This window comes from Kribbella sp. WER1 (assembly GCF_054189145.1).
On record NZ_CM135186.1, the window covers coordinates 869,500 to 894,688 of the forward strand.

At 70.3% G+C, this 25,189-nt stretch carries 23 protein-coding genes; 10 read left to right on the forward strand and 13 right to left on the reverse strand.

What is annotated here, in order from left to right; translation table 11 throughout:
• Positions 1 to 3: 3 nt before the first annotated feature.
• Complete coding sequence (cphA, locus tag ACXJJ3_RS04355; protein ID WP_458168628.1) at positions 4 to 2,793, forward strand: cyanophycin synthetase; 2,790 nt, start codon at positions 4 to 6, stop codon at positions 2,791 to 2,793.
• Here cphA and ACXJJ3_RS04360 read toward each other — a convergent pair whose 3' ends face one another.
• The 5 genes from ACXJJ3_RS04360 to ACXJJ3_RS04380 are packed head-to-tail and all read right to left on the reverse strand — an operon-like array spanning position 2,794 to position 7,118.
• The gene (locus tag ACXJJ3_RS04360) at positions 2,794 to 3,648 is read right to left on the reverse strand and encodes a hypothetical protein (protein WP_458168629.1); all 855 of its coding nucleotides are present in this window, start codon (positions 3,646 to 3,648) and stop codon (positions 2,794 to 2,796) included.
• A 37-nt stretch (positions 3,649 to 3,685) separates the two neighbouring features.
• On the reverse strand, positions 3,686 to 5,371 hold the full coding sequence (locus tag ACXJJ3_RS04365; RefSeq protein WP_458168630.1) for a Mur ligase family protein: 1,686 nt from the start codon (positions 5,369 to 5,371) through the stop codon (positions 3,686 to 3,688).
• Complete coding sequence (gene fabI, locus ACXJJ3_RS04370; RefSeq protein WP_458168631.1) at positions 5,371 to 6,141, reverse strand: enoyl-ACP reductase FabI; 771 nt, start codon at positions 6,139 to 6,141, stop codon at positions 5,371 to 5,373. Before fabI ends, ACXJJ3_RS04365 begins: the two co-directional genes overlap by 1 nt.
• On the reverse strand, positions 6,141 to 6,845 hold the full coding sequence (gene fabG / locus ACXJJ3_RS04375; RefSeq protein ID WP_458168632.1) for a 3-oxoacyl-[acyl-carrier-protein] reductase: 705 nt from the start codon (positions 6,843 to 6,845) through the stop codon (positions 6,141 to 6,143). Before fabG ends, fabI begins: the two co-directional genes overlap by 1 nt.
• Positions 6,846 to 6,905: 60 nt before the next feature.
• Entirely contained in the window at positions 6,906 to 7,118 is a 213-nt protein-coding gene (locus ACXJJ3_RS04380) for a dodecin (RefSeq protein WP_350863729.1), read from the reverse strand.
• Positions 7,119 to 7,192: 74 nt separating this feature from the next.
• On the opposite strand from ACXJJ3_RS04380, the gene ACXJJ3_RS04385 reads away from it, so the two are divergent.
• Entirely contained in the window at positions 7,193 to 7,576 is a 384-nt protein-coding gene (locus ACXJJ3_RS04385; protein ID WP_458168633.1) for a DUF3099 domain-containing protein, read from the forward strand.
• Between the two features lie 177 nt (positions 7,577 to 7,753).
• Positions 7,754 to 7,957, forward strand: coding sequence for a hypothetical protein (locus ACXJJ3_RS04390; RefSeq protein WP_458168634.1), 204 nt, complete (start codon positions 7,754 to 7,756; stop codon positions 7,955 to 7,957).
• 57 nt (positions 7,958 to 8,014) lie between these two features.
• Here ACXJJ3_RS04390 and moaA read toward each other — a convergent pair whose 3' ends face one another.
• On the reverse strand, positions 8,015 to 9,034 hold the full coding sequence (gene moaA / locus ACXJJ3_RS04395; protein WP_458168635.1) for a GTP 3',8-cyclase MoaA: 1,020 nt from the start codon (positions 9,032 to 9,034) through the stop codon (positions 8,015 to 8,017).
• Between the two features lie 57 nt (positions 9,035 to 9,091).
• Between moaA and ACXJJ3_RS04400 the strand changes: the two genes are divergently transcribed.
• The 3 genes from ACXJJ3_RS04400 (at position 9,092) to ACXJJ3_RS04410 (ending at position 12,483) form a co-directional block, all read left to right on the forward strand.
• Positions 9,092 to 9,886 (forward strand): SURF1 family cytochrome oxidase biogenesis protein, encoded by a 795-nt coding sequence (locus tag ACXJJ3_RS04400; RefSeq protein ID WP_458168636.1) that lies wholly within the window; start codon positions 9,092 to 9,094, stop codon positions 9,884 to 9,886.
• Positions 9,810 to 11,657, forward strand: coding sequence for a glycoside hydrolase family 15 protein (locus tag ACXJJ3_RS04405; RefSeq protein ID WP_458168637.1), 1,848 nt, complete (start codon positions 9,810 to 9,812; stop codon positions 11,655 to 11,657). The genes ACXJJ3_RS04400 and ACXJJ3_RS04405 overlap by 77 nt, the downstream gene beginning before the upstream one ends.
• Positions 11,658 to 11,718: 61 nt before the next feature.
• A complete protein-coding gene (locus tag ACXJJ3_RS04410; RefSeq protein ID WP_458168638.1) occupies positions 11,719 to 12,483 on the forward strand; it encodes an SDR family oxidoreductase in 765 nt (254 codons plus the stop codon).
• 204 nt (positions 12,484 to 12,687) lie between these two features.
• On the opposite strand, the gene ACXJJ3_RS04415 is transcribed toward ACXJJ3_RS04410, so the two are convergent.
• Entirely contained in the window at positions 12,688 to 13,161 is a 474-nt protein-coding gene (locus ACXJJ3_RS04415) for a carboxymuconolactone decarboxylase family protein (protein ID WP_458168639.1), read from the reverse strand.
• A gap of 63 nt (positions 13,162 to 13,224) precedes the next feature.
• Positions 13,225 to 14,313: a DNA polymerase domain-containing protein gene (locus tag ACXJJ3_RS04420; RefSeq protein ID WP_458168640.1), complete on the reverse strand. Its 1,089-nt coding sequence runs from the start codon at positions 14,311 to 14,313 to the stop codon at positions 13,225 to 13,227.
• A gap of 168 nt (positions 14,314 to 14,481) precedes the next feature.
• Between ACXJJ3_RS04420 and ACXJJ3_RS04425 the strand changes: the two genes are divergently transcribed.
• From ACXJJ3_RS04425 to ACXJJ3_RS04440, 4 genes are all read left to right on the forward strand, one after another.
• Positions 14,482 to 16,077, forward strand: a complete 1,596-nt coding sequence (locus ACXJJ3_RS04425; RefSeq protein ID WP_458168641.1) for a M4 family metallopeptidase — start codon at positions 14,482 to 14,484, stop codon at positions 16,075 to 16,077.
• A 132-nt stretch (positions 16,078 to 16,209) separates the two neighbouring features.
• Positions 16,210 to 18,594 (forward strand): lamin tail domain-containing protein, encoded by a 2,385-nt coding sequence (locus tag ACXJJ3_RS04430; RefSeq protein WP_458168642.1) that lies wholly within the window; start codon positions 16,210 to 16,212, stop codon positions 18,592 to 18,594.
• Positions 18,595 to 18,656: 62 nt separating this feature from the next.
• Entirely contained in the window at positions 18,657 to 19,073 is a 417-nt protein-coding gene (gene msrB / locus ACXJJ3_RS04435) for a peptide-methionine (R)-S-oxide reductase MsrB (RefSeq protein WP_458168643.1), read from the forward strand.
• A 36-nt stretch (positions 19,074 to 19,109) separates the two neighbouring features.
• Positions 19,110 to 21,146, forward strand: a complete 2,037-nt coding sequence (locus ACXJJ3_RS04440; protein ID WP_458168644.1) for an AAA family ATPase — start codon at positions 19,110 to 19,112, stop codon at positions 21,144 to 21,146.
• On the opposite strand, the gene ACXJJ3_RS04445 is transcribed toward ACXJJ3_RS04440, so the two are convergent.
• Genes ACXJJ3_RS04445 through hemE form a run of 5 tightly spaced genes read right to left on the reverse strand, consistent with a single transcriptional unit; the run spans position 21,143 to position 25,135 of the window.
• Complete coding sequence (locus ACXJJ3_RS04445) at positions 21,143 to 21,517, reverse strand: VOC family protein (RefSeq protein WP_458168645.1); 375 nt, start codon at positions 21,515 to 21,517, stop codon at positions 21,143 to 21,145. The genes ACXJJ3_RS04440 and ACXJJ3_RS04445 overlap by 4 nt on opposite strands.
• A complete protein-coding gene (hemQ, locus tag ACXJJ3_RS04450; protein WP_458168646.1) occupies positions 21,510 to 22,205 on the reverse strand; it encodes a hydrogen peroxide-dependent heme synthase in 696 nt (231 codons plus the stop codon). Before hemQ ends, ACXJJ3_RS04445 begins: the two co-directional genes overlap by 8 nt.
• Positions 22,202 to 23,602 (reverse strand): protoporphyrinogen oxidase, encoded by a 1,401-nt coding sequence (hemG, locus tag ACXJJ3_RS04455; RefSeq protein ID WP_458168647.1) that lies wholly within the window; start codon positions 23,600 to 23,602, stop codon positions 22,202 to 22,204. The genes hemQ and hemG overlap by 4 nt, the downstream gene beginning before the upstream one ends.
• The gene (locus ACXJJ3_RS04460; RefSeq protein WP_458168648.1) at positions 23,599 to 24,096 is read right to left on the reverse strand and encodes a GNAT family N-acetyltransferase; all 498 of its coding nucleotides are present in this window, start codon (positions 24,094 to 24,096) and stop codon (positions 23,599 to 23,601) included. The genes hemG and ACXJJ3_RS04460 overlap by 4 nt, the downstream gene beginning before the upstream one ends.
• Entirely contained in the window at positions 24,083 to 25,135 is a 1,053-nt protein-coding gene (hemE, locus tag ACXJJ3_RS04465) for a uroporphyrinogen decarboxylase (protein ID WP_458168649.1), read from the reverse strand. Before hemE ends, ACXJJ3_RS04460 begins: the two co-directional genes overlap by 14 nt.
• Positions 25,136 to 25,189 lie beyond the last annotated feature (54 nt).

A 25,189-nucleotide genomic window follows, 5' to 3' on the forward strand; every position in this document is an offset into this window, starting at 1 on the left:
CCCATGACCGACGCAACGCCCTCCCCTGACCTGAAGATCCTCGAGACCCGCGTCTACCGCGGCCCGAACGTCTGGAGCTACGACCCCGCGATCCACCTGGTCGTCGACCTCGGTTCGCTGGAGAAGTTCCCCTCGAACACGATCCCCGGCTTCACCGAGCGGCTGCTCGAGCACCTCCCCCGCCTCGACCAGCACCACTGCTCGCGTGGCCGCCGCGGCGGCTTCATCGAGCGGCTGCACGAGGGCACCTGGCTCGGCCACATCTCCGAGCACGTCGCGCTCCAGCTGCAGCAGGAGGCCGGCCACGACATGCGGCGCGGCAAGACCCGGCAGGTGAAGGGTTCGCCCGGCGTCTACAACATCACCTACGCGTACGCCGACGAGGCGGTCGGCCTGGCCGCGGGCGAACTCGCCGTACGGTTCGTCAACAACCTGGTCGAGCCGGACGATGCGTTCGACTTCACCCAGGAGCTCGAGAAGTTCATCAAGCAGGCCGAGCGGACCGCGTTCGGCCCGTCCACGCAGGCGATCGTGGACGAGGCGGTGTCCCGGGACATCCCCTGGATCCGGCTGAACAAGGCGAGCCTGGTGCAGCTCGGGCAGGGCGTGCACGCGAAGCGGATCCGGGCCACGATGACGTCCGAGACCGGCTCGATCGCGGTCGACGTCGCGAGCGACAAGGACCTCACCACCCGGCTGCTCGCGTCCGCCGGCCTGCCGGTGCCGCGTTCGGAATCCGTCCGGACGGTCGACGAGGCGGTCGCGGTCGCGCAGAAGATCGGCTACCCGGTGGTCTGCAAGCCGCTGGACGGCAACCACGGCCGCGGCGTCTGCCTGAACCTGCTGGACGCCGACGCGCTCCGCGAGGCGTTCCCGATCGCGGCCGAGCAGTCCCGGCGCGGCTGGGTGATCGTGGAGAACTTCGTCACCGGCAAGGACTACCGGTGCCTGATCATCAACGGCCGGATGGAGGCGATCGCCGAGCGGGTGCCCGCGCACGTGGTCGGCGACGGCGTCCACACGGTGGCCGAACTCGTTGACATCACCAACGCCGACCCGCGGCGCGGTGTCGGGCACGAGAAGATCCTCACCCGGATCACGATCAACAACGCGGCCCGGCAGCTGGTCCGCGACCAGGGCTTCGAGCTGGACGACGTACCGCCGGAGGACGTGATGGTGAAGCTCACGCTCACCGGCAACATGTCGACCGGTGGGATCTCCATCGACCGGACCTGGGAGGCGCACCCGGAGAACGTCGAGATCGCCGAGGAGGCGGCCCGGATGATCGGGCTCGACATCGCCGGCATCGACTTCATCTGCCCGGACATCACCCAGCCGGTCCGCGAGACCGGCGGCGCGATCTGCGAGGTGAACGCCGCGCCGGGGTTCCGGATGCACACCAACCCGACGATCGGCGAACCGCAGTACATCGCGAAGCCCGTGGTGGACATGCTGTTCCCGCCCGGCGCGACCAGCCGGATCCCGATCGTCGCGGTGACCGGGACGAACGGCAAGACCACCACCGCGCGGATGATCAGCCACGTCTTCAAGGGTCTCGGCCGCAAGGTCGGGATGACCTCGACGGACGGCATCGTGATCGACGAGCGGCTGGTGATCCGGCAGGATGCGTCCGGCCCGAAGTCGGCGCGGATGGTGCTGCAGAACCCGCGGGTCGACTTCGCGGTGTTCGAGGTGGCGCGCGGCGGGATCCTGCGCGAGGGCCTCGGGTACGAGCGGAACGACGTGGCCGTCGTACTGAACGTGCAGCCCGACCACCTCGGGATGCGCGGGATCGAGACCCTGGAGCAGCTCGCCGACGTGAAGTCGGTGCTGGTCGAGGCGGTGCCGCGGACCGGGTACGCCGTCCTGAACGCCGACGACCCGCTGGTCCGGAAGATGCGCCGCAAGTGCTCGGGCCAGGTCGTCTGGTTCAGCATGGCCGAGCCGGGCAGCGAGGTCCGCGACTACATCGAGGGGCACTGCCGGCGCGGCGGGCGGGCCGTCGTACTGGAGCGCTCGGACCTCGGCGACATGATCGTGGTCAAGCACGGCCGCCGGTCGATGCAGCTCGCCTGGACCCACTTGCTGCCGGCAACGTTCGGCGGGCGGGCGATGATGAACGTGCAGAACGCGATGGCGGCGGCCGCGGCGGCGTTCGCGGCCGGGGCGCCGCTGCACGACATCCGGCAGGGTCTGCGGACCTTCAACACGTCGTACTACCTGTCGCCGGGCCGGTTGAACGAGATCGACGTCGACGGCCGCAGCGTGATCGTGGACTACTGCCACAACGCGCCGGCGATGCGGATGCTCGGCGACTTCGTCGACCGGCTGGGCGAGAGCCTGAACGCGTCGTCGGAGCTCGGCCGGCCGTCCCGGATCGGCGTGGTCGCGACCGCGGGCGACCGGCGCGACGACGACATCCGCGAGCTCGGCGAGGTCGCGGCGCAGCACTTCGACGCGGTCGTGGTCCGCGAGGACGCCCGGTTGCGCGGCCGCAAGCGCGGCGAGTCCGCGGACCTGGTCACGGCCGGCGTCCGGGCCGCGATGGACAACGGCGCCCGCTGCCGTCGGGTGGACGTCGTACTCGACGAGCTGGACGCCGTCCGCTACGCGCTCGACCTGTCGAACCCGGGCGACCTCGTCGTCCTGTGCGTCGACCAGCACCAGTCCGTGCTGGCCGAGCTGGAGTCGGTCTCCCACCTGGCCCAGGCCGGGGCGCGCTCCGGCGACGAGGGCGGCGACCCGGACTTCGTCCAGCCGGACGAAGAGGTCGTCGAGGAAACCGTCAGCTGATCAGGACGCCGGTTGCTGTCGCTTCGGCAGCAGCCGGCGCCGCGGCTCCACCTGGTCGATCCAGTCCAGGTCGTCGGACAGTACGGCGTCGTTCGACCGGTCGGCGTACGGGTCGGGGGGCGGCGCCGCCGGGGGCAGCGCGCGGAGCTTGAGCGCGACCATCGGGATCGCCAGTAGGACGCCGACCACCATCCACGGCCAGTACGCCCGCAGCAGCGGCTCGAACGCCTGGAAGAACGCCTCGGTCGACGCGTCACCGACGGAGTCCATCGGCTTCCCGGTCGACGCGCTGACCAGCCGGACGGCCTCGACGACCGCGAAGCACACCAGGTAGAACCCGGTCAGCGGGATCCACGCGCCGACCGACCGCCAGCCACGCTTCCAGCAGGCGATGTAGAGCAGCAGTGCGAGCCCCGCGCCGACGAGCGCACCGTTCAGCTGCCAGAGCCAGCGCCAGTCGGTCAGCTGCTCGGCCGGGCGCAGCGCGTACCACGCGATCGGCAGCGCCAGCGCGAACGCCGCGACCACCGAACTGCGGGCGCCGAGCGCGCCGAAGAACCCGCCGACGGCGGTTGCCACCAGCAACGTGACCAGCAGCTTCACCTGGTCGAACGGTGTCCCGGTCGCCCACCAGAGGCCCGCGGCAACGACCAGCACCAGCGGTACGGCGATCCGGATCCGCCCGACCAGCAGCCCGGCGAGCACGCCGCCGGCGAATCCACCGAGCACCAGCAGGTCGATCCGGGGCGGCACGAAGTACGTCGTACCCTCCGGCAGCCCTTTCAGGTACGTCGCGGAGAAGCCGCCCACGAACCAGGCGACCACCGCGGCCGGGATCGACCACAGGTAGCGCATCACAAACCCCGTTCCAGCCCTACCTGGGCGGAAGGGCTCAGTGCTGGGCTTTCTCGACCTTGCTCTTCAAGGTCTCCGGTGTGTCGACAGTAGCTCCCTCGGACCGCAACCAGGCGTCAAGACGCGCCCGATCCTGCAGAGACATGACCGCCACCACATCGCCCGGCCGGGCCTGCGCGACCAGCGCCTGCGCCGCTTCCAGCTCGGTCGGGAACGCCGGGACGTCCTCGACGCCCACCGAGGCGGCGCCCTCGCGGAACACCGCTTCGAGCTCCGCCGGCGGCCGTCCGCGCAGGTAATCGCTCTTGTGACCGATCGCGACCCGGTCGGCCGCCCGCGCGCCCATCGCGCCGAGCGCCGCGACCATGTCGTCGGCCCGGTCCCCCGGCGACCCGAGCGCCAGCATCAGCCGGCCGCCCTCGGGTTTGACGCCGTTCATGATCTCGATCAGCGCCTCCAGGCCGGCCTCGTTGTGCGCGAGGTCGATCACCACGGTGAAGTCGCGCAGCGAGTACATGTTCATCCGGCCGGGGTTGTTCTCGTTCGGCGCGAACGTGCTCAGGCCCTCGATCACCGCCGCCCGCGGCAGCCCGAGGCCGAGCGCCGCCGACGCCGCGGCCAGCGTGTTCTCCACGTTGTAGTGCGAGAGCCCGGACAGCGTCATCGGTACGTCGACCACCTTGAGCAGCGGCTCCGGGTCGCGGGCGTTGTCCAGCACCGTGACGAATCCGTCGAGCACGGTCGTCGCCCGGCCGCCCTCGTCCAGCACGGTCCGGATCGACGGCGAGTCAGGGTCCCGGGAGAACACCCAGCACTTGGCCGGCGAACCGAGCCGCATCGCGAACGTCCGCGGGTCGTCGCCGTTCACCACGCACCAGCCACGCGGCCGGGTGATCTGCGTGATCACGGCCTTCACCTCGGCGAGTTGGTCGATGGTGTCGATGCCACCCAGCCCGAGGTGGTCAGCGGTGACGTTGGTGACCACCGAGACGTCGTTGTACGCGACGCCGACGCCGCGGCGCAGGATCCCGCCGCGCGCGGTCTCGACCACCGCGAGCTGGATCCCCGGTTGCGACAGCACCTGCGCGGCGCCGCTCGGGCCGGAGAAGTCGCCGTACTTGATCAGCTCGCCGTCGAAGTACACGCCGTCGGTGCTGCACCAGCCGACGTGCAGCCCGCCGGACCGGCCGATGTGCGCGATCATCCGCGACGTCGTGGTCTTGCCGTTCGTCCCGGTCACCGCGACCACCGGCACCTTGGGCCGCAGCGTCGGCGGCGGGTTCCCCGGCGGCTCGTCCCGGACGCGCTCACCGACGGCCGCGATCAGCTCGCCCAGGTCGTCCGCACCGAAGGCGTCCAGTACCTCGACAATGGCAGCACCGAGCGCCCGCGCCCGGCCCTCGTGCGCCCACGGGAATGCCACCACCAGCCGCCGTACGTCGGACTCCGGGCGCACCCGGACACCGATCCGGCCGATCCCGGCCTCGCGGGCGATCCGCCGGACGATGTGCCCGACGACCCGGATCGCGAACCGCTGCCGGAAGCCGGAGCCGATCCGCCCCGGCCGGGTGCTGCCCAGGCCGATCGCCTGCGCGTAAGCCTTCGCCGCCGGCGCGGGCGCGTCGGCGAGGGTGGTCACGTCCAGCGTCAGCTTGACGGCGGCCCGGCTGAAGTAGAGGTTGGCGCCGTCCAGGACGCGCAGCTCCACCAGGGAAGTTGCCACTACGCTCCCATCGCGTGATAGCCGCCGTCGACGTGCACGATCTCGCCGGTGGTCGAGGGGAAGAAGTCGCTGAGCAGCCCGACGATCGTGCGGCCGGTCGGCTCCAGGTCGGACGGATCCCAGCCCAGCGGAGCGCGGTCCAGCCACGGCTCCTCGAACTTCTCGAAGCCCGGGATCGCCTTCGCGGCCAGGGTCTTCAGCGGACCGGCCGACACCAGGTTGCAGCGGATGCCCTGCGCGCCGAGGTCGCGCGCGAGGTACCGATTCGTCGACTCGAGCGCCGCCTTCGCGACTCCCATCCAGTCGTACCCGGGCCAGGCCACGGTCGCGTCGAAGGTCATCCCGACCACGCTGCCGCCGCGGCTCATCAGCGGCGCGCAGGTGACCGCGAGCGCCTTCAGGCTGTACGCCGAGACGTGCACGGCCTGCGCCACGTCCTCCCACGGCCCGTCGAGGAACTTGCCGCCGAGGATCGTCTCCGGGTTCCCGTACGCGATCGAGTGCACGACGCCGTCCAGGCCGTCCACGTGCTCGCGGATCGCGGCCGGCAGCGCGGCCAGGTGCTCGGCGTTCGTGACGTCGAGCTCCAGCACCGGCGGCTCGACCGGCAGCCGCTTCGCGATCCGCTTGGTGATGCTCAGCGCGCGGCCGAAGTTCGAGATGAGGACGGTGGCGCCCTGCTCCTGCGCGACCTTGGCCGTCGCGAAGCCGATCGACGAGTCGAGGGTGACACCCGCGACCAGGATCCGCTTGCCGTCGAGGATGCCCATCAGTGGCCCATCCCGATGCCGCCGTCGACCGGGATCACCGCGCCGGTGATGTACGCGGCCTCCTCCGAGGACAGCCAGCGGACCGTGTTCGCGATCTCCGAGGTCAGCCCGAACCGCCCGAGCGGGATCTGGCCTAGGTACTGCTTCTGCGTCTCTTCCGGCAGTACGGCGGTCATGTCCGTCTCCACGAAGCCGGGCGCGACCACGTTCGCGGTGATGCCCCGGCTGCCCAGCTCGCGGGCGATCGACCGGGCCATCCCGATCAGGCCGGACTTGCTGGCCGCGTAGTTCACCTGGCCGGGCGAGCCGAGCAGGCCGACCACCGACGAGATGAACACGATCCGGCCCTTGCGCAGCCGCAGCATGCCCTTCGCGGCCCGGCGGGCGACCCGGAACGAACCGGTCAGGTTGGTCTGCACGACCTGGTCCCAGTCCTCGTCGGACATCCGCAGCAGCAGCGTGTCGCGGGTGATGCCGGCGTTCGCGACCAGCACCTCGACCGGGCCCTGCTGCTCCGCGATCGTCTCGAACGCGGCATCCACCTGCGCCTGGTCGGTGATGTCGCACTGCACCGCGAGGAAGCCCTCCGGCGGCGGGCTCGAGTTGTAGGTCACGGCGACCTGGTCACCGGCCTCCTTGAACGCGGTAGCGATCGCCAGACCGATACCCCGGCTGCCTCCGGTCACCAGCACAGACCTGCCCACAAGCCCTCCTCACGTCGTCGGTCGGAGGAACGCTATCCCACTTCGTGCCGGGCTCCGGCCTCAGGAGTCTTCGAGCCGGAAACCGACCTTCATCGTCACCTGGTAGTGGTCGATCTGGTTGTCGGACAGATGGCCGCGGATATCGGTCACCTCGAACCAGTCGAGATGCCGCAGCGTCTCCCCGGCGCGGGTGATCCCGTTGGTGATCGCCTGGTTCAGCCCCTCCTTGGAGGTGCCGACGATCTCCGTGACGCGGTACGTGCGATCGGTCATGACATACCTCTCTCCAGCCTGGCTGCGCCTGGGCGCACGGCGCGGCGTACCGTTGTTCCTGGTGAGGAGGATAGATGTCGAGACGCCATGAGCGGAGCGGCGCGGCGGTCATTTCGGTGACCAGTGCGCAGCCGGGCCATTCCGAGGATCTGGACAGCCGGATCGTGCGGTACGCCTGGATGATGTCGATCCGGGTGGTGTGCTTCATCCTCGCGGTGGTCACCCCGTCGCCCTGGCGCTGGGCCTTCGTGGTCGGCGCGATCGCACTGCCGTACTTCGCGGTGGTGCTGGCGAACGCCCACCGGTCCGCGACCAAGGACGGCGCGACCCCGTTCCTGGCCCCCGGCCGGACCGCGATCGGGGACGGCCGGACGACCGTCGTACCGGCTGCCGACGACCCGATTCAGGACCGCGTTCAGGACCCTGTTCACGACCTTCGTACCGACACCGAAAAGTGATCTGGGCCGGGACTGGAAAACTTGGACTGATTCGTGTCAGAATCTCCCGCGTGCTCTGAAGTGCAGCAGTGGAATTCAGAGACTTGATGCGGCGTCGGACGGCTCCCCCCGTGGCTGTCCGACGTCGCTTCATTTTTGCCACTTATTGATTATTGAGACATCAGGAATACCGGGAATGTGACTGAAGAACCTGCTCCGACCATCTGCTCCGCCAAGGGGTGCGGCAACGCCGCCACCTGGGCGTTGCGCTGGAACAACCCGAAGATCCACACGCCGGACCGGCGGAAGACCTGGCTCGCCTGCGACGAACACAAGGACAGCCTCTCGGACTTCCTGGACCGCCGGTCATTCCTGCGCGAGGTCGAACCATTCAGTGAATGAATGTCGAGCGCACACGCCCGGGACATACCGAAAAAGCATATTTCCGGATTAGGCCGGTCAACCGCCGATGGCTGACATCGGGCGGGACGGCTGCAGGAAGCTCGGGTCGTTGATGCCGTGGCCCGGGAGTTTGCGCAGCATCGCGCGCCGCCAGCGGTCCGCCAGGTCCGCGTCGTCGGCGCCGGACCGCAGCGCGCTCCGCAGATCGGACTCGGTGCGCGCGAACAGGCAGTCGCGGACCTGACCGTCGGCGGTCAGCCGGACCCGGTCGCAGTCCCCGCAGAACGGACGCGTCACCGACGCGATGATGCCGACGGTCTGCGGCCCGCCGTCGACCAGGAACGACTCGGCCGGCGCGCTGCCGCGCTTCGACGCGTCGTCCGGGGTCAGGTGGAACCGGTCGGTGAGCATCCCGAGGATCTCGTCCGCGGTCACCATCGTCTCCCGGTGCCAGCCGTGCTGGGCGTCCAGCGGCATCTGCTCGATGAACCGCAGTTCGTACCCGCGGTCGAGGCAGAACTCCAGCAATTGCGGCGCTTCGGTGTCGTTCACGCCGCGCATCAGGACCGCGTTCACCTTCACCGGCGTCAGGCCGGCGTCCTGCGCGGCCTCGAGTCCCGCGATCACGTCCTTGAGCCGGTCCCGACGGGTGAGCCGCTGGAAGGTGTCGGCGTTCACGGTGTCGAGGCTCACGTTCACCCGGTCCAGACCGGCGTCCTTCAACGCCTGCGCCTGCCGGGCGAGCCCGATCCCGTTGGTGGTCAGGGAGATCTCGGGGCGCGGCGCGAGTTCCGCCGTACGGGCGACGATGCCGACCAGGCCGCGGCGCAGCAGCGGCTCGCCGCCGGTGAAGCGGATCTCCTGCACGCCGAGCCGCGTGACCGCGACCGAGACCAGGCGGACGACCTCGTCGTCGGTGAGCAGCTCGGGCTTGCCGAGCCAGTCCAGGCCCTCCTCGGGCATGCAGTACGTGCAGCGCAGGTTGCACCGGTCCGTGAGCGAGACCCGGAGGTCCGTCGCGACCCGGCCGAAGCGGTCCGCCAGGCCCGTTCGCGTCGCTTCCTGGATCGCTGTCATCCCCCCAGCGTACGTGCCGGGCGTCGGGCATTTCAGGGGATGGCTTAAGTTCGAGACGTGGGTCGTGTGTTGAACATCCGCTGGATCACTGCCGCGCTGGGAGTTCTGGTGCTGGCCGCCGTGTGCGTCGCACTCGGCCGCTGGCAGCTGCACCGGCTCGACGAACGTAAGGCGCGCAACGAGGTGACCAGGTCGAACCTGGCCGCCCGGCCCGCGCCCCTGGACCAGATCGTCGGCCCGCAGGGCGTCGTCGGCGACCAGCACGCCTGGCGTACGGCGGTCGTCACCGGCCACTACGACGCGTCGAAGCAGATCGTCCTCAAGTACCGCAACGTCGAGGACAGACCCGGCTTCGAGATCGTCACGCCGCTGGTGCTGCCCGACGGCAAGGCGGTGCTGGTCGACCGCGGCTTCATCGCCCGGCAGAGCTCGGAGCTGATGCCGTTGAACGTCCCCGCCGTACCGACCGGCGAGGTCACCATCACCGGGCGCCTGCAACGCAGCGAACGCGGCGGCAGCACCACCGGCGGTACGCCGGACGACGGCACCGCGCGGCTGATCAACGGCCCGGACTTCGCGAAGGTCCTCGGGATCAACCTGTACGACGGGTACATCCAGATCACCCAGCAGCAGCCGGCGAACGACCCCTCGTTCGGCGGGTTCCCCGGCCCGGAGATCGACGACGGTCCACACTTCTTCTACGCGCTGCAGTGGTTCTTCTTCGCGCTGCTGGCGATCGGTGGGCTGGTCTACTTCACGAAAACGGGAGGCCGCAGTGACAAGTCGGGAGACGAGTCAGAAGCCGGCGACGCAGTCGAGGAGCCCGCGGCCCACGCCGGAGCGCCGGATTGAGGACTACGCGCTGATCGGTGACCTGCAGACCGCCGCGCTGGTGTCGAAGCAGGGCTCGATCGACTGGCTGTGCTTCCCGCGGTTCGACTCGCCCGCCTGCTTCGCGGCACTGCTCGGCACCGACGACAACGGCCACTGGCGGATCGCGCCGCGGGACGCCGACGCGGTCAGCAGCCGGCACTACCGCGGTGACACGCTCGTCCTGGAGACCGAGTGGTCGACGCCGACCGGTTCGGTCCGGGTGATCGACTTCATGCCGCCCCGGGACGCGGCGCCGGACGTGGTCCGGATCGTCGAGGGCATCCACGGCACGGTCGAGATGCGCTCGGAGCTGAAGCTGCGGTTCGACTACGGTCACGTGGTTCCGTGGGTACGCCGTACCGACGGGCAGATCGACGCGATCGCCGGGCCGGACGCGGTGTCGCTGCGCTCCGACGTGCACCAGTACGGCCGCGATCTCACCACGTACGGCGACTTCCGGGTCGGCAAGGGCGACCGGGCCTGGTTCGTGCTCACCTGGCACCCGTCGCACCACCCGGTCCCGCGCGCGACGGACGCGCTCGCGTCGCTGCAGCCGACCGAGGACTTCTGGACCGACTGGATCGCCCGCAGTACCAGCACCACCGAGCTCAGCGAGGAGGTGACGCGGTCGATCCTGACGCTGAAGGCACTGACGTACGCGCCGTCCGGCGGGATCGTGGCGGCACCGACCACGTCGCTGCCCGAGACGCTCGGCGGCTCCCGCAACTGGGACTACCGGTACTGCTGGTTGCGCGACGCAACGATGACGCTGTCCGCGATGCTGCGCGCCGGGTACACCGACGAGGCCGAGGCCTGGCGGAACTGGCTGCTCCGCGCGATCGCCGGCTCCCCGCAGGACGTGCAGATCATGTACGGCGTGACCGGTGAGCGCCGGCTGACCGAGTTCGAGGCCGGCTGGCTGCCCGGGTACGCCGGGTCCGCGCCGGTACGGATCGGGAACGCGGCCGCCGAACAGCTGCAGATCGACGTGTTCGGCGAGGTGATGGACGTGCTCGCGCTCGCCCGGGAGCACCAGATCGGGGCGATCGAGGAAGCCTGGGAGGTTCAGCGCGGGCTGATGCGGCACCTGGACGACGTCTGGAACCAGCCCGACGAAGGGATCTGGGAGGTCCGCGGCGGCCGCCAGCACTTCACGTACTCGAAGGTGATGGCCTGGGTCGCGTTCGACCGGGCCGCGCGGGCAGTCGAACGGTTCGGGCTGACCGGGCCGGCCAAGGAGTGGCGGGCCCGGGCGGACGAGATCCACAAGGCGGTCTGCGAGCAGGCGTACGACCCGGACCGGAACACGTTCACGCAGGCGTACGGCAGCAAGGCGCTGGACGCCGCCGTACTGCTGATCCCGCAGGTCGGGTTCCTGCCGGCCGACGACCCGCGGGTGGTCGGCACCGTCGACACGGTGCAGCGCGAGCTGGCCGCGGACGGGTTCGTCCGGCGGTACCTGACCGAGCACACCGACGACGGGCTGAGCGGCGACGAGGGTACGTTCCTGATCTGCTCGTTCTGGCTGGCCGACGCGCTGGCGATGGTCGGCCGGGTCGGCGAGGCCCGCGACCTGTACGAGAAGCTGGTTGCCCTGCGCAACGACGTCGGCCTGCTCGCCGAGGAGTACGACGTGAGCTCCGGGCGGATGCTCGGCAACTTCCCGCAGGCCTTCTCACATCTCGGCCTGGTGAACACCGCCTGGCACCTGACCACGGCCGAGTCCCCGCTGCGCCGGTCGGCGTACTAGTTTCTTTGCCGTCGGCCACCGTCGAGGTGCGCGCCGGGATGCGGTGCGGCAGGATGGTGCCGTGGACCTCGGACTGCGCGATCGCACCTACATCGTCACCGGCGCCAGCGCCGGGCTCGGCTTCGCCACCGCGAAGGCCCTTGCCGCCGAAGGCGCCCGGCTGGTGATCTCCAGCCGGAACGAGGAGTCGATCGCGCGGGCCGCCACCGAACTGTCGAAGCTCGGCGGGAACGTGGTCGGGATCCCGGTCGACAACGCCGACCCGGAGAGCGCGGAGCGGCTGGCCGCGACCGCGATCGCCAAGTGGGGCGAGCTGCACGGCGCGCTGATCAGCGTCGGCGGACCGCGCGCCGGGACCGCGCTGGACACCGACGAGGAGGACTGGCGGGCCGCGTTCGACAGCGTGTTCCTCGGCGGCCTGCGGATCGCCCGGGCGGTCGCGCGGGCCGGGGCGGAGGACACCTCGATCGCGTTCGTGCTGTCGTCGTCGGTGAAGTCCCCGATCAACGGGCTGGCGATCTCGAACGGTCTCCGCCCCGGGCTGGCGATGGTCGCGAAGACGCTCGCCGACGAGCTCGGGCCGAACGGCGTCCGGGTGAACGGCCTGATGCCCGGCCGGATCGCCACCGCCCGGCTGCAGGAGCTGGACGGCAAGTCCGGCGACCCGGACGCCGTCCGCCGCGCCTCCGAGAAGACCATCCCGCTGCGCCGGTACGGCACCCCCGACGAGTTCGGCCGGGTCGCCGCCTTCGTCCTCTCCCCCGCCGCCTCCTACCTGACCGGCGCCATCATCCCGATCGACGGCGGAGCCCTCCGCACCATCTGATCCCCACGACCCCCGGCTGTTTGAGTGGTTCACCCCTCAAACGACTCCTTCACCCACCGCCTCCAAGCGGCGAACGCACCGTCCCAGTGGTTCACCACCCAAACGCCCCCTTCACCCACCGCCTCCAAGCGGCGAAGGGACCGTTTCAGTGGTTCAGCACTCAAACGGCGTGGCGAGGGGCGGCGTGGGGTGGGTGGGGTGGGGTCAGCCCCACTGGCCGGGGACGTAGTCGCCGGCGGGTTGCTGGGTGATGATGTTTAGGCGGTTCCAGGTGTTGATGCCGGCGATGGCGGCGACCAGGGCGGCGAGTTGGTCCTCGTCGTAGTACTTCGCCGCGTTCTGCCACACGTCGTCGGGGACTCCCCCGGCGGCGTCCGCGATCCGGGTGCCGGCCTCGGCGAGGGCCAGCGCGGCGCGCTCCTCCTCGGTGAACACGGTCGCCTCGCGCCAGACCGCGACCAGGTTGATCCGGACCGCGGTCTCGCCGTGCTGCGCGGCGTCCTTCGAGTGCATGTCGACGCAGACCGCGCAGCCGTTGATCTGGCTGACCCGCAGTTCGATCAGCTCCAGCGTGCTGAGCGGCACACCGACGTCCATCACACCGCGGGCGCCGGTGTTGATGTGCTTGATGAACTTGCCCAGCACCGGGTTGGTGAACAGGTCCAGACGAGCGTTCATAACAGGTGTCTCCAGACGAGTGAACATGTTGACACCCACCCGACGAGGCAGCCCGCCGAAGTGTCAGTCGGGGATCCGGTTGCCTTGCTCGTCCCAGTGCTCGGCGACCTTCTTGCTCGGCTGCACGCGCGGCGGCTCACCCGGCATCTTCGGGTAGTCGGGCGGGAAGTTCAGCTCGCCGCCGGGCAGCTCCTCCCAGAGCCGCAGCAGCGGATCCAGCGCGTACGCCGTGTCGTCCATGTCCGCCCACGGGTCGCCGTCGGCGAGGTACTCCGGGACCGTGTGCAGGTTGAACGCCCGCGGGTCGTCGACCTCGGCGAGCCGCTCCCACGACATCGGCGTACTGACCGGGGCGCCCGGCCGGGGCCGCAGCGACCAGGCGCCGGCGACGGTCCGGTCGCGCAGGTTCTGGTTGAAGTCCAGGAAGATCGAGGCCTCGCCGCGCTCCTCCTTCCACCACGCGGTGGTGACGCCGTCGTCGCGGCGTTCGAGCTCACGGCCGAGCCCGATCGCGGCGTGCCGGACCTCGTCGAACGACCACTCGGGCCGGATCCGCACGTAGATGTGGATCCCCCGGTTGCCGCTGGTCTTCGGGTACCCGCGGAGCCCCAGCTCCTCCAGCAGCTCCCGCGCTACAGCGGCCACCCGCCGGGCGTCGGCGAACGTCGCCCCCGGTTGCGGGTCGAGGTCGATCCGCAACTCGTCGGGCTGGTCGAGGTCCGTCTTGCGGACCGCCCACGGGTGGAACGTCAGCGTGCCCATCTGGGCGGCCCAGACCGCGGCGGCCGGCTCGGACAGGCAGAGCTCGTCGATCGGGCGGCCGTTCGGCGTCAGCACCCGGCAGGTCTCCAGCCAGTCCGGCGCGCCCTTCGGCAGCCGCTTGGAGTAGAACCCGTCGCCGGTCTGCCGGCCGATCGAGTCCACCGACAGCGTCATCCCCTCGCGCCACCCGCCGGGCCAGCGCTCCAGCGCGACCGGCCGGTCCCCCGAGGCATGCATGAACGCCGGCGCGACGGCCACGAAGTACTCGCAGACCTGCAGCTTGGTGACCTCCGGGGCCCAGTCGGTCGCCTCGTAGACCACCCGCTCCGGACTGGAGACCCGCACCTCGCGCTCCCCCACGGTGAGCATCACCGCCGTGCTCTTCGCCATGACCAGACGCTATCGCCCTGGCCTGACAAATCCGGACAGATTCCGTGGAGCGCACGGGAAAGGCAACTTTTCTCGACCCCTGGCCACCGTAGGTGACTGGGCGGTAACGTTCCAGCACCTCGTTCCTGGGGCGTGAGGCCTCCGGGACACCTGACAAGGAGCGCGAGGATGAACAGATCCGCCCTGTTCGCCGCTGCGACTGCAGTGGCGACCACCACCGCCCTCGGACTGACCAGCGCATCTACTGCCACCGGTGCACCGACGGCAAGCCCTGTCCCGACCCCCGCCGCGGCCGTCGCGAAGGCCAAGGAGGCGATCAGCGGCAACCTGACCGCGCTGCGGGCCACCACGGCCGACGCGTTCGTGGTCAAGGACGTCATCGTCGACAAGGACGGCAGCAGCCACGTGCGGATGGACCGCACGATCGGCGGCCTGCCGGTCCTCGGCGGCGACGTCATCGTCCACGAGACCAAGGACGGCGCCTTCAAGGGCGCCAGCCTGACCCTCACCAAGAGCGCGAACATCGACCGTACGCCGAAGCTCGGCGCCGCCACGGCGACCGCGAAGGCCCTCACCAAGGGCCTGAAGGCCGAAGGCAAACCCAGCCTCGTGATCGAGGCCCGCAAGGGTGCGCCGCGGCTGGCCTACCTGGTCACGACGGCCGGCACCCAGAAGGACGGTACGCCGAGCCGCATCACCACCACGATCGACGCCTTGACCGGCGCGAAGCTGGTCAGCGAGCAGCACATCGAGACCGCGACCGGCGACGGCAAGAGCCTGTACTCCGGGACCGTCCCGGTCGAGACCACCGCGGTGACCGGCGGCTTCACGCTGACCGACGCCACCCGCGGCGGCGGCTGGACCGGCGACGCGAAGAACCAGACGGACTCGATCCTCTGCCAGCTCTTCCAGCTGGGCTGCCCGACGCCGACGAAGTTCACCGACGCCGACAACCACTGGGGCAACGGCACGAACTCGGACCGGACCTCGGCCGCCGTCGACGCGCACTACGGCGCCGCGATGACGTACGACTACTACAAGAACGTCCAGGGCCGGAACGGGATCTTCGGCGATGGCAAGGGCGTCCCGAGCCGCGTGCACTACGGCTCCAACTACGTGAACGCGTTCTGGGACGGCAAGCAGATGACGTACGGCGACGGCGACAACGTCGCTGCCGGTCCGCTCGTCTCGCTCGACGTCGCCGGTCACGAGATGTCCCACGGCGTCACCGAGCACACCGCGAACCTCACGTACTCCGGTGAGTCCGGCGGCCTGAACGAGGCCACCAGCGACATCCTCGGCACGATGGTCGAGTTCTACGCGAACAACCCGTCCGACCCGGGTGACTACTACATCGGCGAGAAGATCATGAAGGACCGCCCCGCATTGCGGTTCATGGACAAACCGAGCAAGGACGGCACGTCGCCGGACTGCTACTCGTCGAGTGTCGGCAACCTGGACGTGCACTACTCGTCGGCAATCGCCAACCACTTCGCGTACCTGCTCGCCGAGGGCTCGGGCGCGAAGACGATCGGCGGCCTGCCGCACAACTCGCCGACCTGCGACGGCTCGACGCTGACCGGCATCGGGCACGACAAGCTCGGCAAGATCTGGTTCCGTGCGCTGACCACGTACATGACCAGCGGTACGACGTACGCGCAGGCCCGGACCGCGACGCTGAACGCGGCCACCGACCTGTACGGCGCGAACAGCGCGGAGAAGGCCGCCGTGGCCGCCGCCTGGACCGCTGTCAGCGTGAACTGATCGACATTCGCCGGTCCTGTCCCACTGGGGCGGGCAGGACCGGCGAATGATCACCCGTGCTTTTCCCCGCCGCACCGGGTGTTCACGTGTTGGACCTTGGAAGGACCAGGTACCGGTGTGAGAATCCGGGCCATGTCTGCCCTGAACGGATCACGGCGCCGCCTCGGCGCTCTCGTGGTCACCTCTAGTCTCGTCCTGGCCGGTGCTGCGACCTTGATCGCCCGGCCCGCCGACGCCGCCTCGACCGATGTGGTCATCACCGAGGTGTACGGCGGTGGCGGCAACAGCGGTGCGCCGTACACCAACGATTTCGTCGAGCTGACCAACAACAGCTCCGCCCCGGTCGACGTGAGCGGCTGGTCGATCCAGTACGCGTCCGCGGCCGGAGCCTCCTGGCAGGTCACGAAGCTGACCGGCAGCATCGCGCCGGGCGCCGTGTACCTGGTCCAGGAAGGTGGCGGCGCCAACGGTCAGCCGCTGCCGACGCCGAACGTGACCGGGACGATCCCGATGTCCGCGACGGCCGGCAAGGTCGCGCTGGTCACCAACCAGACCGCGCTCGCCTGCGGGTCCGCCTGCCACTCCGACCCCGCGGTCCGTGACTACGTCGGCTTCGGGACCGCGAACGACTCCGAGACGACGCCCGCGCCGGGCCTGTCGAACACGACCTCGGCCGCGCGGAAGGACCCCAAGCAGGACACCGACAACAACAGCGCCGACTTCGCCGCCGGCGACCCGTCGCCGGGCACGCTGACCGGCGGCCCGGCCGAGCCGCCAGTGGACGCGAAGATCCACGACATCCAGGGCGCCGCGCACCGCTCGCCGCTGGAAGGCAAGCGGGTCAGCAACGTCACCGGCGTGGTGACCGCGAAGAGCAGCAACGGGTTCTGGTTCCAGGACACCCAGCCGGACGACAACCCGGCCACCAGCGAGGGCATCTTCGTCTTCACCAGCTCGGCGCCGACGGTTGCGGTCGGTGACGCGCTGAACGTCGAGGCCACGGTCGCCGAGTTCCGCCCGGGCGGCTCCGGCGGTACGACGAACCTCACCACCACCGAGCTCACCAACGCCGACGTCACGGTCACCGGGACCGCCGCCGTACCGGCTCCGACGATCGTCGGCCCGGGCGGGCGGGTGCCGCCGTCGACCGTGATCGACGACGACTCCACCGGTGACGTCGAGAAGACCAGTACGGCGTTCGACCCGGCCAACGACGGGCTCGACTTCTGGGAGTCGCTCGAGGGCATGTGGATCGGCATCACGCAGCCGGAGGTCACCGGTCCGACCAGCTCGTACCGTGAGCTGTCGGTGGTGCCGGCCGGTTCGGGTGTCCGGACGGTCCGCGGCGGGATCCTGCTGCAGAAGACCGACTCGAACCCGGAGCGGATCCTGCTGGACGACGTACTGACGCCGATCCCGGACGCGAAGACCGGCGACAAGCTGGCCGGTACCGTCGCGGGTGTCGTCGACTACTCGTTCGGCAACTTCAAGCTGCTGCCGACCACCACGCCGGCCGTGATCGACGGCGGCGTCAAGCGCGAGGTCACCAAGGCGTCGGGCCCGACGCAGCTGTCGGTGGCGACGTTCAACGTGGAGAACCTGGACCCGTCCGACGGTGACGCCAAGTTCGACGGGCTCGCGCAGGCCGTCGTCCACAACCTCGCCTCGCCGGACATCCTGGGGCTCGAGGAGGTCCAGGACAACGACGGCGCGGTCAACTCCGGTACGACGGCGGCCGACAAGACGCTCAACATGCTCGCCGCGGCGATCGTGAAGGCGGGCGGTCCGAAGTACGCCTGGAAGCAGATCGACCCGGTGAACAACGCCGAGGGAGGCGAGCCGGGCGGCAACATCCGGGTGGCGTTCATGTACCGGACCGACAAGCCGCTGAAGTTCGTCGACACGCCCGGCGGCGGCTCGACGACCGCGACCACGATCACCACCGACCACGCGGGGCGCCCGCACCTCAGCTCCTCGCCGGGGCGGGTCGACCCGGCCAACCCGGCCTGGGCCGCGACCCGGGTGCCGCTGGCCGGCGAGTTCACGTGGCACGGGCAGACCGTGTTCGTGGTCGTGAACCACTTCAGCTCCAAGGGCGGCGACGACCCGCTGTGGGGCCGGTTCCAGCCGCCGGTACAGTCCAGCGCGCCGAAGCGGCACCAGCAGGCCGCCGCGGTCCGCGGGTTCGTGGACCAGATCCTGGCCAAGGACAAGGGCGCGAACATCGTCGTCCTCGGTGACCTGAACGACTTCGACTGGTCGCAGACCGCGGACATCCTGGTCGGCTCCGGCAAGACCGCGCTGGTCGACCTGCCGCGGACGCTGCCGCTGAAGGAGCGGTACAGCTACGTGTTCGAGGGCAACAGCCAGATCCTGGACCAGATCCTGGTGTCGCAGAACCTGCGGCCGACCTCGCAGTACGACGTCGTGCACATGAACGCGGAGTTCCCGGACCAGATCTCCGACCACGACCCGCAGGTGGTCAAGCTGACGCCGCTGCCCTCCTGGGTGCGCTAACCGCGGTGTTACGTCGGTCGCCCGGACGGGGTTTTCGTGTCCGGGCGGCCGATACTGGTGTGGTGACAGATGACACCAAGCAGTACGCCGTCCAGAAGTCCGACGCGGAGTGGAAGGCTCAGCTCTCCCCCGCCGAGTTCCATGTCCTGCGCCAGGCCGGCACCGAGCGGCCGTTCGTCGGCGAGTACACCGACACCAAGACGGTCGGGGTGTACAAGTGCCGGGCCTGCGACGCCGAGTTGTTCCGCAGCGAGACCAAGTTCGACTCGCACTGCGGCTGGCCGTCGTTCTTCGCGCCGCTGGCCGAGGACCGGGTCCAGTACATCGAGGACTCCACCCTCGGCATGAAGCGCGTCGAGGTCCGCTGCGCGAACTGCGGCTCGCACCTCGGCCACGTCTTCGAGGGCGAGGGCTACGGCACCCCCACCGATCTTCGCTACTGCATCAACAGCATCAGCCTCACCCTCGACCCGCTGTAGATTGACCCCAACTGGTGTTCCTGGGGAAGGAAATTGGTGGCTGACGAGGTCCGTAGACCGCGGGTTCTTGATGTGCTCTCGGCGGAAGAGCCGTGGGAGGTTCCGTCGGCGTGGACGGAACGCGTCCGGGCCCAGCTGAAGCTCTGGGCGGAGGATCCGGAGGCGTTGCGGCCGCTGCGGCCGGAGGCGTTCCCGGACTTCGTGAAGGGGACGCCGGCCGCGGTCTGGTTCACCCACCAGGTGGCGCCGCTGCTGACCGGATGGATCCCGGTCCTGCACGGTGAGTACGCCGACCTGTCCACCGAGCTCACGCACGACTTCTACCGGCCCGCGTCCCGCCTGGGCGGCAACGGCCACGTGATCTACACCGCGCCGACCGACTGGCACCTGCAGGCGATCGCCGGGGCCCGCGGGTTCCGCGAGCTCGGCCGCAAGCACGCGCTGCTGGTGTCCCGCGACGTCGTCCGGCTGTTCGTCGACGCCCCGCCGATGGCGGCCCGGGCGGAGGCCCTGAGCGCCGCGTTCGACCGAGTGCTGGCCGACCGCGACGTCACCCACCTGCACGTCACCGGCGAGTACGACGAGATCGCGAAGTACTGGCGGACCGACGCGCTGCGGCCCGGCGAGCGGACCCTGCTGCCCGAGCTGGCCGGCCCGACCGCCGCGCTCAAGTACTCGCTGAACTCGATCCGCGACACCCACGCCCGGATGCTGATGGCGATCCCGGACGAGTACGCCGGCGACTTCGCCCAGGTGCTGGCCGAGCTGCTCCTGGCCGCCGGGCTGCGCGGCATCCCGCAGTCCGTGGCGAACATCCTCGGCGACGCGACCATCGACGTCCACAAGGCGCTCGAGGACCTTCGCCCGCGGTTCAACCTGCAGACCTGGCACGGGCACGTGAACCAGTGGATGTCGCGCGCGATCCGCAACGGGCAGTCCCCGCTGGCCCGGTCCTGGGGCGCCGCGGCCGCGCGGGTCGGCATCCACCTGTCCGGCGTACTGGCCAAGCAACCGTGGCCGGAGCCGGAGATCCCCGACCTGACCACGCTGTTCCGGATGCTCGACCGGGAGCGCTGGAGCGCCCTCGAGACCGCCGCGGCGGCCGAGCAGGACAACTCGCTGGCGGCTGCCTGGAGCGGCGTCAAGGACAGCGAGGGCAAGGAGCAGTCCGGCGACAGCAGCTTCGAGGACGGGGAGCTGCCGCCGAAGCCGGTCGACCTGAGCGACAACCCGCTCGCCGAGCTGGACTCGCTGATCGGCCTGGACTCGGTGAAGGACGCCGTCCGCCGGATGGTCGCCGAGGTGAAGACCAACCTGCGCCGCACCGAGCTCGGCCTGCCCAGCCACGAGCGGGCGCGGCACATGGTGTTCGTCGGCAAGCCCGGTACGGCGAAGACGACGATCGCCCGGCTGCTCAGCCGGATCTACCACCAGCTCGGCGTCCTCGAGAAGGGCCATGTGGTCGAGGTCGACCGCTCCGACCTGGTCGGCGCCGCGGTCGGTTCGACGGCACCGATGACCGCGGGCAAGTTCCGCGAGGCGCTCGGCGGCGTGCTGTTCATCGACGAGGCGTACAGCCTGACGCCGGAGAACACGCCCGGCGACTACGGTCTGGAAGCGGTCGCCACGATCCTGAAGATGATGGAAGACCACCGCAACGACTGCATCGTGATCGTCGCCGGGTATCACCGCGAGATGCAGCGCTTCATGGAGTCGAATACCGGTCTGCAGTCCCGGTTCCCGAAGCTGCTGTCGTTCAGCGAGTACGACACCGACCAGCTGGTCCAGATCTTCGAGCTGCAGGCCCGCCAGAAGGGCATGATCTACGGCGAGGAAGTGCTCGACAAGGTCCGCAGCGTGATCCCGCCGGCGCCGCGCGGGCACAGCTTCGGCAACGGTCGTTTCATCCGGAACGTGCTGGAGGAGGCCGTCTCCAACCAGGCCACCCGGCTGTCGGCCAGCGACCCGGACAAGCTCACCGAGCGCGACCTGCGCGAGCTGATCCCGTCCGACGTCCGACCCCCGACGTCAATGCGCGCCGAGGACTACCTCCTCCAGAAACCCGGCACCTAGACCGGGGTGGCGAGGGCTACCGGGTTGCCGTCGGGGTCGGCGAGGTAGGCCTGGCGTTCGCCCCAGGGCATCGTGGCCGGCTCCTGCAGGATCGGGTGGCCGGCCGCGCGAAAGCGTTCCACCTCGGCCTCGACGTCGTCGACGTACACGAACAGCTCGAAGCGTGGCGCCGTACCGACGGTGATGCCGAGCTGGGCCTCCGGCCAGCTCGCGTCGGACAGGCCGAGTGAGGACTCGCCGCGCTCGAGGCCGACGTAGTGCGGGTCGCCCTCGAGCGGGAACTGGTACGTCGGTTCGTAGCCGAGCAGCGTGTAGAACTCGATCGCGCGGCGTACGTCGGTCACGTAGAGGACCGGGAACGCCTTAGACAAGGTTCGCGATCAGGTCGGCGACATCGGTCCGCTTGCCGGTGTAGAACGGCACCTCCTCGCGGGTGTGCCGCCGGGCCGTCGCGGCGCGCAGCTCGCGCATCAGGTCGACGATCCGGTGCAGCTCGTCGGCCTCGAACGCCAGCATCCACTCGTAGTCGCCGAGCGCGAACGCCGCCACCGTGTTCGCCCGGACGTCGGGGAAGCCGCGGGCCATCTTGCCGTGCTCGGCGAGCATCGCCCGGCGCTCCTCGTCGGGCAGCAGGTACCACTCGTAGGACCGGACGAACGGATACACGCAGACGTACGCCCGCGGCTCCTCGTCGGCCAGGAACGCCGGGATGTGGCTCTTGTTGAACTCGGCCGGCCGGTGCAGCGCGAACTGCGACCAGACCGGGACCAGGTGCCGCCCGAGCCGCGACCGGCGCAGCGCGTGGTACGCCTCCTGCAACGCGTCCGAACTCGGCGCATGCCACCAGATCATGAAGTCGGCGTCCGCCCGGAAGCCCTCGACGTCGTAGATCCCGCGGATCACCACGTCGTCGGCCGCGAGCTTGCCGACCAGGTCGTTCAGCTCCGCGGTCAGCTCGTCACGGTCCACGTCGCCGAGCGGGGTCTCGACCTTGAACACCGACCACAGCGTGTAGCGGATGACGTTGTTGAGCTCACGGGCCTTCGGCTTACCAGTCACGACTTCATTGTCTCCAATGCGTTCAGGTGCTCCCGCACCCGGGTGGCCGCCTTGCCACCCGATGCCACACACGCGGGGATCCCGACTCCCCGGTACGCCGCCCCGCAGACCGCCAGGCCGGGGACGCCTTCGACCGCCTGCTGGATCCGGTCGACCCGGTCCAGGTGCCCGACGGCGTACTGCGGAAGCCCGCCGCCCCATCGCGTCACCAGCGACCCGACGACACCGTCCAGCCCGACGGCCTGCCGGAGGTCGGCGGCGGCGAGCCGGACCAGCTCCTCGTCGGAGCGCTGCAGCACGTGCTCCTCGCCGAGCCGGCCGACCGAGGTCCGCAGTACGGCGAGGTCTCCCCCGGCGTCGGCGGACCAGGCCCACTTGGCGTGCGAGTACGTCGCGGCCTTGATCGTGCGGCCCTCGACCGACGGCACCAGGAAGCCCGAGCCGGTCGCCCCGGCGGGCCAGTCGGCCTTGCGGACCGCGAGCGTGACGATCGCCATACTCGCGTACTCGATCGCGGCCAGCTCGGTCGATGCCGCGGGCACCAGTCCGGCGAGCATCCGGGCCGCGGGGGCCGCGGGGACGGCGACGACGATCGCGTCCGCGGTCAGGTACGTCGGGGCCGGCACCGGCCCGGCCTCCAGCTCGAACCCCTCGGCGGTGCGGGTGATCCGGCGTACCGCGAGCTTGGTCCGGATCTGTACGCCGCGCGCGGTCAGGTCCTTCTCGAGCGCGGCGACGACCCGGTTGATGCCGCCGGCAACACCGGCGAACACGGGCTGCCCGGCGCGCTTCTGCCCGAGCTCACGCAGTTCCGCGGTCGCGGCGAGCAGGCTCGGCGCGGTCCGCAGTTTCGCGTACAGGTCCGGGACCGCGGCGGCGAGCGAGATCTCCTCGGCCTTCCCGGCGTACACCCCGCCGAGCAGCGGGTCGACCAGCTTGTCGGTGACGGCGGACCCCATCCGCTCGGCCACGAACCGCCCGATCGCCACGTCCTCGGTCAGCACCGGAGCGGCCAGCTCCGCCTCGCGCGCGGCCTGCTCAGCAGCGGCCTCCCCCAGTACGTCGGTGGTCGCGGAGGGATCCACCGGGACACCCATCACGGTCGGCGGGATCGCCCGGATCCGGTCGCCGATCCACAGCCCGGCCGTGGTGCTGGCCGGATGCACCAGGTCGAGCCCGACCGCCCGGAACAGGTCGACGCCCTCCGGCCGCCGGGCCAGCAACGACTCGGCACCGAGGTCGACCGGTACGCCCTCGACATCGGCACCGGCCAGCTTGCCGCCGAGCCGCGGCGACCCTTCGAGGATCGTGACCTGCGGCGGATTCGGCCCGGTCGCGAGCGCGTGCGCCGCCGCCAGTCCGCTGATCCCGCCACCGACCACCACAACCCGGCTCACAACGCCTCCAAGACGTACTTCTTACCAGGCCCCAGATCCGTGCTCGAGACGCCGGCCTGACGGAACCCGACCCGGGTGAGCACCGCCTGCGACGCCGGATTCCGATCGGAGGCACCCGCGCGCAGCGAGGTCAGCCCGTAGCCGCGAGCCAGCTCGAGCATCGCCCGTACGGCGGCCGTCGCCAGCCCCTGGCCCGCCCGCTTCTCCGCGATCCGGTAGCCCAGCTCGGCCGACCCGTTCTCGAGGTCGATCAGGTTCACCCGGCCGGCCACCGCGCCGTCTTCGTCGACCAGTACGTGGAAGCGGGAGATTCCCGCCTCCTGCTCGGCGAGCAGCGCCGCATGCCGGGCCGGGAAGTCCGCGAAGTACTCGTCGCCGCGGTCCCAGATCCAGGACGCGAAGTACGCCCGGTTCTCCAGCTCGAAGGCGAGGACGGCGGCCTCGTGGTCCGCGCGCAACAGCTCCAGCGAGAGCTTGTGGTCAGGCAGATACATCAGCCGACTGCACATATTTCGTGATCCGCGCCAGCACGTCCGGGTCCGCGTTCGGCGGGACGCCGTGGCCGAGGTTGAAGATGTGGCCGGGTGCGGCCTTGCCCTCGGCAAGGATCCGGTCGATCTCCGGCTCGATCGCCTCCCAGCCCGCGAACAGCAGCGCCGGGTCGAGGTTGCCCTGCACCGGCTTCGGGGTACCGATCCGGCGCACCGCCTCGTCCAGCGGCACCCGCCAGTCGACGCCGACCACGTCCGCGCCGACCGAGCTCATCAGCCCGAGCAGCTCGCCGGTGTTCACGCCGAAGTGCACCCGGGGTACGTCGTACTGCTCGAGCGCGTCGAACACCTTCGCCGAGTGCGGCAGCACGAACCGCTCGTAGTCCCGCGGCGACAGCCCGCCCGCCCACGAGTCGAACACCTGGACCGCCGACGCGCCGGCCTCCACCTGGACCGCCAGGTACGCGATCGCGACGTCGGCCAGCCGGTCCGCGAGCGCGTGCCACAGCTTCGGGTCGCCGTGCATCATCGCCTTGGTCCTCGCGAAGTCCTTGCTCGGCCCGCCCTCGACCAGGTACGACGCGACCGTGAACGGGGCGCCCGCGAACCCGATCAGCGGCGTACCGCCGAGCTCCGACACCAGCTGCTGCACGGCCTCTGTGGTGTACGGCACATCCGCCGGGGTGACCGGCCGGACCCGGCCGACGCCCTCGGCGTCCCGGACCGGCTCCGCCACCACCGGGCCGGTGCCGGGAACGATGTCGACGTCGAAACCGGCCGACTTCAGCGGGGCCACGATGTCGGAGTAGAAGATCGCCGCGTCGACGCCGTAACGGCGGACGGGCTGCAGCGTTATCTCGACGACGAGGTCGGGCAGGGTCAGGGCCTCGAGCATCGTGGTGCCCTCGCGGGCCGCGCGGTACTCGGGCAGCGCCCGTCCGGCCTGCCGCATGAACCACACCGGAGTGTGCGGGGGCCGCTCACCCCGGGCAGCGAGCAGGTAGGCGGAACTGTCCGGCGAGGAGGGTAACGTCGAGGCCACAGACCGATGATCCCACGCGGTCACCGACGCTCCGCGGCCCGGTAGCGCACAGCT

Bases quoted from the DNA above. Each gene is read 5' to 3' on its own strand.
- cphA (WP_458168628.1), top strand. From the start codon at position 4: ATGACCGACGCAACGCCCTCCCCTGACCTGAAGATCCTCGAGACCCGC.
- ACXJJ3_RS04360 (WP_458168629.1), bottom strand. From the start codon at position 3,648: ATGCGCTACCTGTGGTCGATCCCGGCCGCGGTGGTCGCCTGGTTCGTG.
- fabI (WP_458168631.1), bottom strand. From the start codon at position 6,141: ATGGGCATCCTCGACGGCAAGCGGATCCTGGTCGCGGGTGTCACCCTC.
- ACXJJ3_RS04380 (WP_350863729.1), bottom strand. From the start codon at position 7,118: ATGACCGATCGCACGTACCGCGTCACGGAGATCGTCGGCACCTCCAAG.
- ACXJJ3_RS04385 (WP_458168633.1), top strand. From the start codon at position 7,193: ATGTCGAGACGCCATGAGCGGAGCGGCGCGGCGGTCATTTCGGTGACC.
- moaA (WP_458168635.1), bottom strand. From the start codon at position 9,034: ATGACAGCGATCCAGGAAGCGACGCGAACGGGCCTGGCGGACCGCTTC.
- ACXJJ3_RS04415 (WP_458168639.1), bottom strand. From the start codon at position 13,161: ATGAACGCTCGTCTGGACCTGTTCACCAACCCGGTGCTGGGCAAGTTC.
- ACXJJ3_RS04420 (WP_458168640.1), bottom strand. From the start codon at position 14,313: ATGGCGAAGAGCACGGCGGTGATGCTCACCGTGGGGGAGCGCGAGGTG.
- ACXJJ3_RS04425 (WP_458168641.1), top strand. From the start codon at position 14,482: ATGAACAGATCCGCCCTGTTCGCCGCTGCGACTGCAGTGGCGACCACC.
- ACXJJ3_RS04430 (WP_458168642.1), top strand. From the start codon at position 16,210: ATGTCTGCCCTGAACGGATCACGGCGCCGCCTCGGCGCTCTCGTGGTC.
- ACXJJ3_RS04460 (WP_458168648.1), bottom strand. From the start codon at position 24,096: ATGTATCTGCCTGACCACAAGCTCTCGCTGGAGCTGTTGCGCGCGGAC.